Source organism: Betaproteobacteria bacterium (assembly GCA_009377585.1).
In the GTDB taxonomy this organism is placed as follows: Bacteria; Pseudomonadota; Gammaproteobacteria; order Burkholderiales; family WYBJ01; genus WYBJ01.
The window spans coordinates 32,064-46,197 of sequence record WHTS01000042.1 but is presented as its reverse complement, the minus strand read 5'-3'; the positions used below and the strand labels follow the sequence as shown (position 1 = coordinate 46,197).

13 protein-coding genes and 1 pseudogene are annotated in these 14,134 nt (G+C 63.8%); 10 read left to right on the top strand and 4 right to left on the bottom strand.

Annotation, left to right across the window (positions count from 1 at the left end; all coding sequences use genetic code 11):
* The first annotated feature begins 284 nt into the window (after nt 1–284).
* The 4 genes from GEV05_14875 (at nt 285) to GEV05_14860 (ending at nt 3,594) form a co-directional block, all read left to right on the top strand.
* Nucleotides 285–1,172, top strand: coding sequence for a TauD/TfdA family dioxygenase (locus tag GEV05_14875; GenBank protein ID MPZ44654.1), 888 nt, complete (start codon nt 285–287; stop codon nt 1,170–1,172).
* A gap of 57 nt (nt 1,173–1,229) precedes the next feature.
* Entirely contained in the window at nt 1,230–2,021 is a 792-nt protein-coding gene (locus tag GEV05_14870; GenBank protein ID MPZ44653.1) for an enoyl-CoA hydratase, read from the top strand.
* 209 nt (nt 2,022–2,230) lie between these two features.
* Nucleotides 2,231–2,596, top strand: a complete 366-nt coding sequence (locus tag GEV05_14865) for a hypothetical protein (protein ID MPZ44652.1) — start codon at nt 2,231–2,233, stop codon at nt 2,594–2,596.
* The gene (locus tag GEV05_14860; GenBank protein MPZ44651.1) at nt 2,593–3,594 is read left to right on the top strand and encodes a hypothetical protein; all 1,002 of its coding nucleotides are present in this window, start codon (nt 2,593–2,595) and stop codon (nt 3,592–3,594) included. The genes GEV05_14865 and GEV05_14860 overlap by 4 nt, the downstream gene beginning before the upstream one ends.
* Nucleotides 3,595–3,717: 123 nt before the next feature.
* On the opposite strand, the gene GEV05_14855 is transcribed toward GEV05_14860, so the two are convergent.
* Entirely contained in the window at nt 3,718–4,029 is a 312-nt protein-coding gene (locus GEV05_14855) for a PadR family transcriptional regulator (protein ID MPZ44650.1), read from the bottom strand.
* 154 nt (nt 4,030–4,183) lie between these two features.
* On the opposite strand from GEV05_14855, the gene chrA reads away from it, so the two are divergent.
* The 5 genes and pseudogenes from chrA to GEV05_14830 all read left to right on the top strand — a co-directional run bounded on the left by chrA (nt 4,184) and on the right by GEV05_14830 (nt 8,113).
* Nucleotides 4,184–5,410 (top strand): chromate efflux transporter, encoded by a 1,227-nt coding sequence (chrA, locus tag GEV05_14850; GenBank protein ID MPZ44649.1) that lies wholly within the window; start codon nt 4,184–4,186, stop codon nt 5,408–5,410.
* Nucleotides 5,411–5,457: 47 nt separating this feature from the next.
* A pseudogene (locus GEV05_14845) lies at nt 5,458–6,256 on the top strand (TSUP family transporter).
* Nucleotides 6,232–6,531 carry a hypothetical protein gene (locus GEV05_14840; protein ID MPZ44648.1) on the top strand — a complete coding sequence of 100 codons (300 nt, stop codon included), beginning with the start codon at nt 6,232–6,234 and terminating at the stop codon, nt 6,529–6,531. The pseudogene GEV05_14845 and the gene GEV05_14840 overlap by 25 nt, the downstream one beginning before the upstream one ends.
* Nucleotides 6,532–6,609: 78 nt before the next feature.
* Nucleotides 6,610–7,320 (top strand): molybdate ABC transporter substrate-binding protein, encoded by a 711-nt coding sequence (modA, locus tag GEV05_14835; protein ID MPZ44647.1) that lies wholly within the window; start codon nt 6,610–6,612, stop codon nt 7,318–7,320.
* On the top strand, nt 7,202–8,113 hold the full coding sequence (locus GEV05_14830; protein MPZ44646.1) for a GDSL family lipase: 912 nt from the start codon (nt 7,202–7,204) through the stop codon (nt 8,111–8,113). The genes modA and GEV05_14830 overlap by 119 nt, the downstream gene beginning before the upstream one ends.
* Here GEV05_14830 and GEV05_14825 read toward each other — a convergent pair.
* Nucleotides 7,910–9,091 (bottom strand): OpgC domain-containing protein, encoded by a 1,182-nt coding sequence (locus GEV05_14825; GenBank protein ID MPZ44645.1) that lies wholly within the window; start codon nt 9,089–9,091, stop codon nt 7,910–7,912. The two genes, GEV05_14830 and GEV05_14825, sit on opposite strands and share 204 nt — an antisense overlap.
* A 291-nt stretch (nt 9,092–9,382) precedes the next feature.
* On the opposite strand from GEV05_14825, the gene GEV05_14820 reads away from it, so the two are divergent.
* The gene (locus GEV05_14820; GenBank protein ID MPZ44644.1) at nt 9,383–10,399 is read left to right on the top strand and encodes a tripartite tricarboxylate transporter substrate binding protein; all 1,017 of its coding nucleotides are present in this window, start codon (nt 9,383–9,385) and stop codon (nt 10,397–10,399) included.
* Nucleotides 10,400–10,731: 332 nt separating this feature from the next.
* On the opposite strand, the gene GEV05_14815 is transcribed toward GEV05_14820, so the two are convergent.
* Nucleotides 10,732–12,831 (bottom strand): TRAP transporter fused permease subunit, encoded by a 2,100-nt coding sequence (locus GEV05_14815; GenBank protein ID MPZ44643.1) that lies wholly within the window; start codon nt 12,829–12,831, stop codon nt 10,732–10,734.
* Between the two features lie 19 nt (nt 12,832–12,850).
* On the bottom strand, nt 12,851–14,008 hold the full coding sequence (locus GEV05_14810) for a TAXI family TRAP transporter solute-binding subunit (GenBank protein ID MPZ44642.1): 1,158 nt from the start codon (nt 14,006–14,008) through the stop codon (nt 12,851–12,853).
* Nucleotides 14,009–14,134 lie beyond the last annotated feature (126 nt).

Sequence of the window (14,134 nt, the reverse complement as noted above, 5' to 3'; positions counted from 1 at the left end):
GTGCAGCCGCGCCGAGATCGGCCGGCGCTTTCTCGCCGGCCAGGCGGTCAAGATGGACGAGCCACCGGAGGACTCGCTGTTCGACCGCATCATGAACGGCCTGCTCGGCAAGCTGCGCCTGTCGGGGCGCCCGGCGCTGTTCGCACAGTAGACGACCAACAAAAAAGGGGCCGAGGCTCGAATTCCTCGGACAGCATAAAGTCAGCAGGCCACCGCCAATTCGAGCCTGGCCCCTTTTTTCTCAAGCCGGTGTAGCATGTCGCATTCCGCCACAGGAGGACGGCATGACGCTTCGTTTTCGCAGCCTCACGCCCTGCATCGGCGCCGACGTCGAAGGCATCGACCTGCGCACGGCACTCACACAACAACAGGCCGAGGCGATCCACGAGGGCATGGACCGCCATGCCGTGCTCGTATTTCGCGGCCAGGCGCTCACCAACGAGCAACATCTCGCCTTCACCCGCTCGCTCGGCGACATGGAGGATGCGCGCGGCTCGAGCCTGCGCAACGCGGCCGATTTCCGCCTGCCGACCACGTTCGCCGACGTGTCGAACCTGGACGGCAATCATCAACCGTTCGGCGCGAATGACCGGCGGCGCCTGTTCGCGATCGGCAACCGGCTATGGCATTCCGATTCGTCGTTCAAGACGATTCCCGCCAAATACTCGCTGCTGCGCGCGCTGAGCATTCCGTCCAAGGGCGGCAACACCGAGTTCGCGCACATGGGCGCGGCTTATGAAGCGCTCGACGCCGAGATCAAGGTGCTGATCGAAGACCTTGTGTGCGAGCATTCGCAGCTCTACTCGCGCGAATCGATCGGCTTCACCGAATTCACGCCGGAAGAGCGCGAACGCTTCAAGCCGGTGCGGCAGCGCCTGGTGCGCACGCTGCCTCGAACCGGCCGCAAATCGATCTATCTCTCCTCGCATGCCGGCAAGATCGTCGGCTGGCAGCTGCCCGAAGCGCGCTTGCTGCTGCGCGATCTCACCGAGCATGCCACCCAGCGCGAGTTCGTCTACTCGCACCAATGGCAGGTGCACGACCTGGTGATGTGGGACAACCGCCAGACGATGCACCGCGCCCGGCCCTTTCCCGCCGATGAACCGCGCGACATGCGCCGCACGACGCTCAAGGCCGAGGCGCCCACCGTGGTGGAACCGGCGCTCGCCTGAGCCGTCCCTCAGGCGCGCAATCGCGGTGAAGGCGACGCACTTCGAGCGAACGCGGGCATGAGTCGAGGCGCGCCGATCGACGTTCGTCACGACGGCGGCATCGCGACGCTCACGCTCAACGGCGACAAGTCGGTCAACGTGATGGGGAGCGCGCTGGTGCGCACCTTGGTGCGCGAGCTGGAAGCGTTGCGCCAGGACGCGAGTCTGCGCCTGGTGGTGCTTTCCGGCCCGCACGGCGGCTCCTTCCAGGGCGGCGTCGACATCGCGGAGATGGCGCGCTTCGATGCCGATAGCGCGCGCGAGTTCATCACCTTGCTGCACCAGGCCTGTCACGGCTTGCGCACGTTGCCGGTGCCGTGCATCGCTCGCATCGAAGGCTACTGCCTCGGCGGCGGGATGGAGCTTGCTGCAGCCTGCGATCTGCGCATCGGCGCCGAAGACAGCCGCTACGGCATGCCCGAAGTGCAGGTCGGATTGCCGTCGGTGATCGAAGCGCGCCTGCTGCCGACGCTCATCGGCTGGGGCAAGACCCGCGAGCTGCTCTATCGCGGCCATCTCGTCGACGCGCAAGAAGCGTATCGCATCGGTTACCTGCAGGGGCTTGCACCGGCAAACGAGCTCGACGCGATGCTGCAACTCTGGGCCGAGGATATTCTGCGCGCCGATCCGGCCGCGATCCGCTCCCAGAAGCGACTGATCGAAACCTGGCTCGAAACGGCACCGGCCGTCGGCATCCAGGCGAGCATCGATGCCTTCAGCGCAACATTCCACGCGCGCGCTGCGAACGAACGGCTGGCCGCGTTCGTCGCGCGCCAGCGCAAACCCACTTCGACCGACCCGGACGCCTAGCTATTCAGGAACGACCGAGAAATGCCGGCCGCACCTACCACGAAAGCGCAAACCGCGGTGGAGACGGTAGGCCGACGCCGCACTGCGGCATTCCTGCAGGATCAACGTTTAATTCCCGCCTCTCGTATCACCTTCGTCCACTTGGCCACTTCGGCCGCATAGAGCTTCTTGCGATGAACTGGAAGAAGGGGAAGCCTCCGCGAGATTTCGTGGGCTTCGCCATCGAGTACAAAGAGCCGGGTGGCGACAAGTTCTACGCGCTGAAGAATCGCATCTGCTTTCCCGGCCGCGATCGCGAGGTGAATCCCAACAGATTGACGACACGGCTCTCTCCCATCCAGAAGTTCCGCTGGGTGCACTTCCCCAGGAACGCCGAGCTCGACCGGGACTTTATCTACCGGGTCACGCCGGTATTCATGGATGAAGAAGAGATCCTTAGTTATGGCGAGGCCCAGACGGTGCCCATCGAGCTCCGGCGAGAGACTTACCCCGGCAAGCTCAACGTGACCTTCACCCGAGGATTTGTCTCGTCGCAACCTTCGTCGACAAGTACGTGCGAAGGGGGCGGGGAATGAACACCTTGATCCCGGTATCGGCAAAGAAGGGATTGGACTTCTCTCCGTCGCACCCTAAAGCAGAGAGCGCCCTCGCATGGATGGGATTCGAGGCGCGCGACGCCATTCTCGAAGTGCTCGACGAGGCAATTGCGGACAAAAGCGCGGAAGTCGAGGTTGTTGCCTACGATCTGAGCGAACGCGAGGTATACACACGCCTGTCGAAGCTTGGCAGACGGCTGCGGATCATCATCGACGACAGCAAGGAACACGGCGACCCGGACTCTGGTGAGTCAGTCGCCGAGCGTCGTTTGAAGAAGGCAGGCGCTCAGGTGAAGCGCCACCACATGAGCAATCTCCAGCACAACAAGACCATCGTCGTAGATGGCAAGAAATGCAAAGCCGTGGTCTGCGGATCCACGAACTATACTTGGCGTGGCTTTTTCGTGCAAAACAACAACGCGGTCATCTTGCGTGGGCCAGGCCCGGTAAAGGTCTTTCGGGCGGCCTTCGAGAGTTATATGCAGCACGACCGCGCGCGCGATTTCGGGGTGACGACGAGCGCAAGTAAGTGGATCAGACTTGGGATCGCTGGCATCCGCGCTGAAGTGACGTTCTCGCCGCACGCCCATGACAATGCGGTTCTCGATGGCATCGCCGATGACGTTTCGAAAGGGACGAAATCCTCGCTTCTGTACTCCCTCGCCTTCATCGCTCAGACGAAGGGCTCGATCCGGGAGGCAGTCACCCAAATCGCAAAGAACAAGAAAATCTTCGTCTACGGTATGGCCGACCGCCGGGTTGGCGGCATCGAACTGCGGACCCCCGACGGCAATCTTCCTCCGGTTTTCCCCGCGGCGCTGAAGAAGGACCTGCCGGAGCCGTTCAAGAGCGAACCCGACGGCCTCTCAAACGGACGAGGCACTCGTATGCACCACAAATTCATCGGGCGGATCGCGGGAGGACTGCTTTACGGTCGCCTTGCTCGATGTGTGCACCCGGCCGAGGGCAGTCGCTGACTTGAAGCCCTGGTATCCGTGTTTGCGGGACCGATCCTCGATACCATTGAGCCGCCCGGAAATCGCAGGATTCGCAAATGCAGGCGGCTGCGACGAGCGATTCTGCGGCGCTCCACGTCTCCATTACTCTTCGAATAGTTCCCCGAAGAGCTCCTTGATCTTTCCCTGCAGTTCCTCCAGCGTGCGGCGCCCTTTGGCGGTGGCCGTGTAGTACTTGCGCACCTTGCCCGACACGACTTCGTGTTCGCACTTGAGCAGACCCGACTGCTCCATGCCGTGGAGAATCGGGTAGAGCGTGCCCGGACTGAGATCGTAGCCGTGTCGACGCAGTTCCTCGATCATCGCCAGGCCGTAGACCGCTTCCTTCGCCGCATGATGAAGGATGTGCACACGAACGAAGGACAGCATTACGTCGCGGATGATTGCGCTTTTCATTGATATCGGTTTACGATAATGCCCAACGATAACGGCACTCGGCGAGATGGCAGCATTTACTGGTCGACTTGTCGCGAAGCATCGGACGGCATAGTTAGGCCGTCCCTACGGGGGATTGTAAGTCGGTTGCTGGCTACGGTCACAAGGGAGGGCAATGAACGTGTCTGAAGCACCATCGCAATCGAGCTCGGGAACCGGATCAGCGTTCGAAGTGTTCAAGGTCTTTCTCATGCTAGGCTGCACGTCGTTCGGCGGCCCCATTGCGCATCTCGGTTACTTCCGCGAGGAGTTCGTCGCGCGCCGCAAGTGGCTAGAGGAACGCGTCTACGCAGACCTGGTGGCGCTGTGCCAGTTCACTCCTGGGCCCGCGAGCAGCAAGGTCGGCATCGGCATCGGGCTTTCACGCGCCGGGCTGCCCGGAGCACTGGCGGCGTGGATCGGTTTTACGCTTCCGTCCGCGCTTGCCTTGATCCTTTTCGCGTTCGGCGTCGAGTCCTTCGCGAAGGACTCCGATGCCGGCTGGCTGCACGGACTCAAAGTCGTCGCGGTCGCGATCGTGGCGCAGGCGGTATGGGGTATGGCGCGTAATCTCACACCGGATGCTCAGCGATTCACCCTCGCAGTGGGGGCCTCCATCATCGCAATGCTTTCTCCGACCACATGGGGGCAAGTCGGCGCCATTCTAGTCGGGGCGCTCGTCGGCGTTTTATGGCTGGGTGCCAAGGTGGACGACAGCCATGTCGCCATGCGCATATCGCTCGGTAAGACAGCTGGCGCCGTTAGTCTTGCCTTGTTCTTCGCACTGTTGATCGGGCTGCCGATATTCGCGGCCGTCTACCCGAGCCAGTCGCTCGCCTTGTTCGACAGCTTCTACCGATCGGGGTCGCTGGTGTTCGGCGGAGGCCACGTAGTCCTGCCGTTGCTGCAGTCGGAGGTCGTGCCGACGGGCTGGGTGTCAAACGACGCCTTCCTCGCTGGGTATGGTGCTGCCCAGGCCGTGCCGGGGCCGCTCTTTACGTTTGCGGCCTATCTTGGGGCGATCATGGGGCCCGAACCGAGTGGGTGGGCAGGGGCCGCACTGTGCACCGCCGCCATCTTCCTCCCAGCGCTTTTGCTGACTATCGGCGTGCTCCCCTTCTGGGACGATCTGCGTCGTTTCCGCACCGTGCGCTCAGCGCTGGTGGGCGTCAATGCGGCCGTCGTTGGGCTCCTGCTCGCCGCGTTGTATCACCCAGTGTGGACCAGTGCGATCCACTCGCCTCCCGATTTTGCTTTTGGGCTGGTGGCCTTCGCGCTGCTTGTCTTCTGGAAGACGCCGCCTTGGCTGGTTGTCATACTGAGCGCAGTCACCGGCTGGGGGCTTGAGCACGTACTGCAGTGACCGGCCACGCACCGCCACCATCGTTCTGATGTCGAAGGAGCTACGCAATGGTATTCGCCGTCGTGTGCGCAACCGCGCTGCTGGCTTCGATGCTGACCTTCTTCTCGGGCTTTGGGCTGGGCACGTTGCTGCTCCCTGCGTTCGTTCTCTTCTTTCCGGTCGAGAAGGCGATTGCGCTCACGGCGATCGTGCATTTTCTGAATGGGGGATTCAAGCTCGTACTCGTGCGGCGTCATATCGATTTTGGCATTGCGATTCGTTTCGGACTGCCTGCGATCGTAGCTGCCTATTTCGGTGCGCAGTTGCTGCTCGTGGCGGCCGAAGCCGCCCCATTGGCGAGCTATACGATGTTGGATCGAACATTCGTCGCGACGCCGTTGAAGTTTATCGTCGGCGCACTGCTTCTCGTCTTCTCCCTGCTCGAGGTCGCACCACGGCTTCGCGATTTGGCCTTCCCCGCGAACTTTCTACCCGTCGGCGGACTACTGAGCGGCTTCTTCGGTGGCTTGTCGGGCATGCAGGGCGCTTTGCGGTCTGCCCTTGATCAAAGCGGGCCTGACCAAGGAGGCCTACATCGCCACGGGGGCCGCCGTGGCATTTGTTATCGACATTGTCCGGCTGAGCGTCTACTGGCAGACGTTCGCGAGCACTCGGTCACGTTCGGAATATATCTTGCTTGCTTTAGCCGCATTCGCGGCATTCCTCGGAGCTTGGCTGGGCAGTCGACTGCTGAAGAAGGTGACGTTGGTAAGCATCCAGTACATTGTGTCGGCGCTGCTGGTCGTGGTGGCCTTGGGCATGATGTGCTGGACGAGCTCGAGGTGGGCATCGCGTGCATGGGAGTGATCGAGCGGTCGTTCGCACGTATCTCCGCTTCCATCGGCAGCGGCGTCGTGCAGCGCGGCTGGCTGAGTGCAGAAATCCTGATTCACTACAAACTGCACGCCGAGATCGACGAGCGCCATGCCGAAGAGTTCTTCGCGGTGATCGAGCCACGCTGGGACGATCCCGATCGCCGATACTACATCGAGCAAGGCCTGCAGCTCGGCGTTCATATCTTCGACAACCTGTATCGGAGCCTATTTCTCCGCTCGTCGGAGGTGCATGCGCAAGGCGCGTAGGTGGCATAATTTGCGTACTTGCGCCTCCGCGCCATTGAAGGCGAAGATGCGCGTCTTTACCAGCGATCGGGAATCCACATGAGCGACTCAGCCAAGGGGCAGCAAGGAACACTCGTGGTCATATGCACGATGTCGTGCAAAGAGGCCCTGATCGAGCTCGTGCCGGTGTTCGAGCGCGAGAACGGTTACACGGTCGACATCACCTATGGGGCAGGACCGGAGCTCGCCAAGAAGATCAGTGGTGGCATACCTGCGGACATTTTCGTCGGCCCCGAGGAATTTTCCGGACCGCTCATCGACGAAGGCCGTCTCGTCGGCAGCAGTCGCACCGCATTCGCGCATTCCAGCGCCGCAGTCGCGGTAAAGGAAGGTACAACCAAGCCGGACATCAGCTCGCCGCAGAAGCTGAAGGAAGCGCTGCTCGCGGCGAAGGCGGTCTGTTACAGCCGTGGCGCGAGCGGTATTCACTTCCTCCAGGCTTGCGAACGGCTCGGAATCGCTGACGCCGTCGCAGCGAAGCTCGTCAAACCGCGCCCCGGCGAGATGGTCGGTCCGGTGCTGGTGCGCGGTGAGGCCGATATCGGCGTGCAGCAGCCCGCCGAGCTGCTGCCGGTTGCGGGCATCACGATCATCGGTCCGCTGCCGGCCGAGCTTCGGCAGACCATCGTATATGGCGCGACCGTGTTCACCGGCTCGACGCAGCACGCAGGCAATCGGGCGTTCGTCGATTTCATGCGCTCGCATGCCGCTCGCGAAGTGTTGCACGAGACGGGACTTGATCCCGTGTAGCGTTCCTTTGTCGCCCATGCTTCGCTGCGGTCTCGCGATACTCCTGCTATGGACGGCGGCTGCGTGTGCCGACGAGCGCGCGGCCGGCGCCACTGCGCCCAGTCGCTGGGCAAACGCCATGCGCGATTTCGCGGCGATGGACCGGTTGAAGCCGCCGCGCCCGGGCGCTGTCATATTCGTCGGCAGTTCCTCGGTACGGTTATGGCAGGGCCTCGAAGGTCAATTCGGCAGTACCGTGGTGCTGAAGCGTGGCTTCGGCGGCGCCCGTCTATCCGATTGCATCGAGCACCTCGATCAATTGGTCGTCAAGTACCGGCCGCGCCTGGTATTGCTCTATGCGGGCGATAACGACCTTGCCGAAGGCACCTCGCCGCGCGAAGTGCTGCGGCGATTCGCGGCGTTCGCCGAGCGCATTCAGCAGCGCCTGCCCGCCGCCCGGCTGGCATTCATTTCGATCAAGCCGAGCCCTGCCCGGCAAGCGCTGCTGCAGCAGGCGCGCATCACGAACCGATTGATCGAATCCTACGTTCGTGGCCGGCCGCGACTGGCTTACGTGGACGTATTCGGTGCGATGCTGGGCAGCGACGGGCTACCGCGCGGAGAGCTTTTCGCCCCCGACGGCCTGCATCTGAACGCCAAGGGCTATGCCCTGTGGCGATCGGCCCTTGCGCCCGTTCTCCGACGCTACCCAGGCGACGAAACCGACGATGAACAGCGTGCCGCCTACCAGACCGAGCTCGGTCCAGATGGACAGCTGATCGGCGTTGTCGCCAATCACGCTGAGGGCTATTAGCACGACGACCAGGTGCGCACAGAACGCCGGCAGCGATTGCCTGCCCAGAAGTTGCAGGCCGGGCGCACGCGCCAGCGGAGCAAGCCGCGGGCCAAAGTGCATCAGCACGACCGCCAGCGCGAAGAAGTTCAGCATCCGCAGCGGGCCCAGGTGCCACTTGTCGAACAGGACGTCGAGCTGCGGCACGCCGGGGAAAGGCGCCTGCCCCACGGCGTGACGCCACAGCATGCACCCGAGGGCCACGAATAGCGCGACCGCCGCAATCCGGGCGGCGAAGCGCGCAGACACCCAAGGTGACCGGCCCGTCGCAAGCGCTCGTCTCGCACCGAGGCAGAGGCCCAACGTCCATACGAACTGCCAGGCCCACAGGTCGAAGGCGCCATTCTGGTCCAGAGGCACTCGATGGTGGATCGATTTCGCCACCGCAGCGTACGCGACGTCGTTCAATCCGAACTGGGCAGCAATCCACAGCGAGGCGCTCAACGCGATCACCACGGCCTTTCCACCGGGACGCATCGCCAGCGGAAGGACCAGCGGCGAGGCCGCCATGAAGAGCACGTACATGGGCAGGATGTCGAGCAACGGCGGCGTATAGATCAATGCAGCGCTGGTCCAGAGCGCGGTCCACGGCTCCTGCAGATAGAAGGAGATCAAGTTGGTGATCGCCTGGCGCTCGGACCGAATCCCGATCCAGGCGATGATGGTGAAGAGAAAGGCCAGCATGGCCACATGAGAGCGGTAGACCACTGCGGCACGCCGCCACAGCGCCTTGCGCATTTCGGCCTGCCCGAATCTCCGTGCGCGACCGGAATACACCACTCCGACGAGATAAGCGGACAGGAATACGAAGCCTTCGGCGGCGGAAACGAAGCCGAACGGCTGCCCGAGCCATTCGGCGAAGCGCGTCGGCAGATGGCTCACGCACATGAGCACCAGCATCAAGCCGCGCAATGCATCGATCTCGGGCTGCCGCGTCATCGGGAGACCTCCGGGAAGCGATAGGGGCGTCCGTCACAGCAACGCCTGCTGCGTGACGTTCTTTTTAACCCCCTTCGCTTACGCCTCGCTTACTTTGGACGCTGCTCTACCTGGCATTGGGGCTTACGTGTCAGCAGCCCGCGAGCAGCCAGCCGCACGAGCTCTCGACGGTGACCGGGGCTGAACGACCGACCCCGTTTCCGTACGGTCAGGATTAGAGGGCATGCACGTCCGGTACTCCGTATTTGCCCGCACTACCTGCTCCCAGTATTCTTCGGAACTCGACTACGGATGATGGATGAAGGAATGAAACTCAACGCATGCTCTTGGCGGCTCCGCGCGGCTGTTGCGTTCGCCGGCGCCGTTTTCTCCGCTTCGCCCGTGCTTGCGCAGGGCAAGAAGGATGTTTCCAACTATCCCACGCGGCCGGTGCGCTTCATCACCCCCGCGGCTCCAGGCGGCACGACCGACATCCTGGCGCGGCTCTTCAGTGACCGGCTCACGCGCAATCTGAAACAGCAGTTCATCGTCGACAATCGCGCCAGTGCTTCCGGCGTATTGGCTGCCGAGCTGACGACCAACGCGGCGCCCGACGGCCATACACTGTTCCTGCCTTACCACCAGCACATCATCAACGCAGCGCTGCTACCCAAGCTGCCGTACCACCCGATCGACGATTTCACGCCGATCACGCAGCTCACCGCGGCCGCACTGCTGCTGGTCGTGCATCCGGCCACGCCGGCGAAGGACTTCAAGGAGTTCCTGACCTGGGCCAAAAGCTATAAGGGCTCGCTCAACTTCGGATCGGCCGGCATCGGCAGCGGCGGTCATTTGTCCGGCGAGCTGTTCAAGCTGATGACCGGCGTGCAGGCGGTCCACATTCCCTACAAGGGCACCGGCCCGGCGCTGGCCGCGCTGCTGGGGCAGGAGTACCACTTCAACTTCATGGGCCTGGCGGCCGGGGCGCGCATGGCTGCCACCGGCAAGCTGCGTGCGCTCGGCATTACCTCGGCCAAGCGGGCGCCGGGCCTGCCCGATATCCCGACCATCGCCGAGCAGGGATTACCGGGCTTCGAGGTCGAAGGCTGGTACGGCGTGATGGGGCCCAAGAACATGCCGCCTGCATTGGTCCAACGCTTGCACGCCGAGCTGATCAAGATCATGCACACCCCCGAAATGCAGAAAACGCTCATCAACATGGGTTCGACCCCGATCGGCAGCACGCCACAGCAATTCAAGTCCTACCTCGTCGGCGACCTGGAGAAATGGAGCAAGGTCGTCAAGGCGAGCGGCGCGAAGGCCAACTAGGGCACTGTGCTCCGCGCCTTGCGGATACTCGAGCGACGGGGGTCTTCGGACCCCCGTTTCATTTGCCGCCGGCGATGCGCGCTGGACCACCCCGTCCGCGACCTCGTCGCGTCCAGCCCCTCCTCGACGAGGAGGGGAAGAACTGGATCTCCCCGCCTCTCACAAGGAGGGGTGGCGCGCAGCGCCACGGCGGTGTGGTTGACGCACTCGTACCGCCTACTTCTCGTTGCTCCTCGACGAGGAGGGGAGTGCGTTGGTTTCCCCTCCTCTCAGGAGGAGGGGTGGCGCGGAGCGCCGGGGTGGTGTGGTTGGCGCACGCGCGTGCCGCCTAGTCATTCCCGCGGCGGCGGGAATCCAGGCAGCACGTCGCTCTTCGGAATTTCCACCGCTGCGGCAGCAAGGCTGCCGGACGCGGGCAGCACTTGGTGGCGCGAGCGGCGCACGAGCCAGCGTGCGATCAGCATGCCAGGCACGAGCAACACCAGCGCCGCGGCCAGCATCTCGGTATGCCCGAAAGGCATGATGCCGCCACCCGGCGCCGCGAGGATGAGGCCGCCGATCATGAGCAGGGCGCGTAGCGGCATCTGCGCCCGTCCGGTCGCCTGCATGTTGCCCACGCCGAGCTGGTAACCCTGCAGTCCGCCGCAGATGAAGATCACGCCGATGCCTGCCGTGAGCGTGACCAGCAGCGATTCCCACCACGGCCCCTGCAGCACGAACGCGGGATTGAGCACGAAGAAAAATGGAATGAAGTAGATGATCGAGCCGATGCGCATCGACTCCCATCCGGTCTGCATCGGCGGCGAATTGGCGATGCCCGCGGCGGCGAACGACGCGATCGCCACCGGCGGGGTGATCGCGGAAAGCATCCCCCAGTAGAACACGAACATGTGCACGGCCATCTTGTTGAGTCCCGCCTGCTCCAGTGCCGGACCGATCAGGATGGCGAGGAAGATGTAGCACGCGGTCGTGGTCAGGCCGAGCCCGAGCACCAGGCTCGTCACCGCGGTCATCGCGAGCAGCAGCAATGCGTTGTTGCCAGCGATGGTCAACATGTCGTTGGCGAGACTGGAGATGACGCCGGTGAGCGAAAACGCGCCGATCAGAAGGCCGCACCCGGCCAGGATCCCGACCAGCTCGACGAAGGTCCTGCCGTTGACTTCGAGGAAGGCCACGAGCGCTCGCCACCCCCAACGTTCGCGATTGAACAGCTGATTCAACACCAGCAACAGCGCCGTGGCGTAGAACGGCGCGTGGCTCTCGCGCTTCATCACCAGCAGCATGAAAATCAGCAGCACGATCACGAAGGCGTAGTACCAGCCGTCCTTGATCGACGCCCACAGGCTCGGCAATTCCTCGCGCGGCAGCCCCTGCAAGCCGTGCCGCGCCGCATAGGCATCCACCTGCATGAAGAGCCCGAAGTAATAGAGCGCGGCCGGAATAGTCGCGGCGAGCGCCACCTGCGCGTAACTGATGTTGAGAAACTGCGCCATGACGAATGCGGTTGCGCCCATGACCGGGGGTGCGAGCACCGCACCGGTGGAGGCGCATGCTTCGATGGCGGCCGCGTAGCTCGAGCGGAATCCGGTGCGCTTCATGACCGGGATGGTCATCGTGCCCGCGGTGAGGACGTTGCTGACCACCGACCCCGACATCATGCCGAGCAGCGCGCTCGAGAAGATGCAGACCTTCGCCGCGCCGCCGCGAAACGTGCCGCACAATGCGAACGCGACGTTGATGAAGAAGCGCCCTGCCCCGGTCATCATCAGCGCCGTGCCGAACACAAGAAAGCCGATCACCGTTTCGGCGAACGCCTGGATGGGAATTCCGAGCAGGCTTTCCACCGACAGCATGTGGTAGGCGCTGGCCTGCTCGGGCGTCGATTGCGTGCCCTTGAGCGGCCCGAGCCAACCGGCGTCGGCGAACAGCGGATAGAACGTGAAGGGGGCGACCGACAGGAGCAGCCCCCAGCCTCCGGTGCGCCGCAGTCCCTCCAAGAGCAGCGCCCACAGGACGTAACCGGCCCAGATGACCGTCTCGGGCGCGCCGCCGAATTCCCAGCCCAGCTCGGCCGCCTTGCGGATGTTGAGCATGAGCAGCACGCTGACCGCGATCGTGAGCACGAACAGCACCGTGTCGTACCAGGGCACGCGCGTCAGCGATGCGCGCGGGCTGCCGGGGAAGACCACGAACACGAACGGCAGCATCACCAGCACGAGCGCGTAGTAGTACTCGGTATTGAGCGGGGTAAAGCCGACGAAGAAGCGCAGGACGAATTGCTGGTTGATGCAAAGGAAGATCGTGAACGCCGCAGCGCCGATCAGCAGCCAGCGCCACACGCCGCGAAGCGAACGGATGCGCCGCGTCTCGGCCTCGACCGGCGCGGCGTGGGGATCGTCGAACGCGGGCGCTGCGCCTGGACTGTCGGCCATCGGCAGCCTGCGTGGATCGCTATTCGAAGATCGCGTCCATGCCCGCTTTCTTCAGCGCCTGCGCCCGGGCAGCCATCCAGCCCTTGCGGAAGGCGTCGCGGTCCTCGGGCGGATTGGTCTTGAGATAGGCTGCCCATGCCGAGCCGAGAACGTCCTGGCGCTTGACCAGCATCTGCTGGTGCGACTCGTACTCGGCTTTCCACGCGCCCGCCTCCTTCACGGCGCGCACGGCCCCGGGATGCAGCGGCAGCACCCAGGCGAAGTTCTGGCGCGAGAGCTCGAAGCCGTCGGCGCCGGGCGCCCCGTCCTTGTAGGCGGCATAGTCGACGATCATCGCCTTGGTGAAGCCATGGACGAAGTCGGCCGACTGGTTCGCATACGCGACGAAGATCGGATACGGATAGTTCGGCAGCTCGATCGGCGATTGCGGGCTTGCGCCGACCCCGCAGGTTGCCTTGTGCGGCGCATAGTAGGGTCCGAACTTGTGCAGGCGGTCCCAGCCCGCCTTGTCCGCCGCGGGCGTGGGCGGGTAAACGAGGCCCCGAGGCGAGGCTTCGACTTCCTTGGCCTGGCCCGAGATGGTCGATGCGATCGCGGCATCGACCTCGTTGTTGACCATCCCCTTCCACGCCGCGCCGTAGCTCGAGAACTCCACCAGCTTCACGTCGTTGCGCGTGAGCCCGCCGAAGGCCAGCACGGCAAAGGCGTTCTGGTTGAGCGACGGTGCGCCCACCACCATGCCGACGCGCTTGCCCTTGAGATCCTTGATCTCCTTTACGCCCGTGTCCTTCGCCACGCCGAGCGAGATCGCGTTGCACGCGCTGGAGGCGAGCATCAGCCTGAGCGGCTGCGGCCCCCATTCCTTCACCGCGAACTCGAACACGCCTTCCTGGGCGAAGTAGGAGCCGATGCCCATGGCGGAGGCCTGCGCCCGCCCGCCCTTGAGCGGTTGCAGGCGCGCGACGTCGTTGCCGGCCGGCAGCACGCGCACGTCACTGCCTTGCTTGTCCTTGATGGCCTTGCCGATGGCAACCGCCATGTTGAAGCCGGACGAGCCGGTATCGTACGCGGTCAGGGTGATGGTCGGGGGAAGCTTGATGTCCGCTGCCTGCGTGGGAAATGCGGCGGGAAATGCCGCGGAAAGCACGAGCGCGGCGATGCGGGCGTGTCGTTTCACGGTTCTCCTCCTGTACCGTCGTACCGTCGAATGCTGCTTAGGCAACGTACTCTAGCACGCCCGGCTCGATCGACCCCATCCGCCACCCGGTTCAGCATCACCCGGACAGCTCCGTACGGCCTGGTG

Coding starts and splice junctions, on each gene's coding strand:
- chrA (MPZ44649.1), top strand. CDS start 4,184: ATGAACGTGTCTGAAGCACCATCGCAATCGAGCTCGGGAACCGGATCA.
- modA (MPZ44647.1), top strand. CDS start 6,610: ATGAGCGACTCAGCCAAGGGGCAGCAAGGAACACTCGTGGTCATATGC.
- GEV05_14830 (MPZ44646.1), top strand. CDS start 7,202: ATGGCGCGACCGTGTTCACCGGCTCGACGCAGCACGCAGGCAATCGGG.
- GEV05_14820 (MPZ44644.1), top strand. CDS start 9,383: ATGATGGATGAAGGAATGAAACTCAACGCATGCTCTTGGCGGCTCCGC.
- GEV05_14825 (MPZ44645.1), bottom strand. CDS start 9,091: ATGACGCGGCAGCCCGAGATCGATGCATTGCGCGGCTTGATGCTGGTG.
- GEV05_14860 (MPZ44651.1), top strand. CDS start 2,593: ATGAACACCTTGATCCCGGTATCGGCAAAGAAGGGATTGGACTTCTCT.
- GEV05_14875 (MPZ44654.1), top strand. CDS start 285: ATGACGCTTCGTTTTCGCAGCCTCACGCCCTGCATCGGCGCCGACGTC.
- GEV05_14870 (MPZ44653.1), top strand. CDS start 1,230: ATGAGTCGAGGCGCGCCGATCGACGTTCGTCACGACGGCGGCATCGCG.
- GEV05_14815 (MPZ44643.1), bottom strand. CDS start 12,831: ATGGCCGACAGTCCAGGCGCAGCGCCCGCGTTCGACGATCCCCACGCC.
- GEV05_14855 (MPZ44650.1), bottom strand. CDS start 4,029: ATGAAAAGCGCAATCATCCGCGACGTAATGCTGTCCTTCGTTCGTGTG.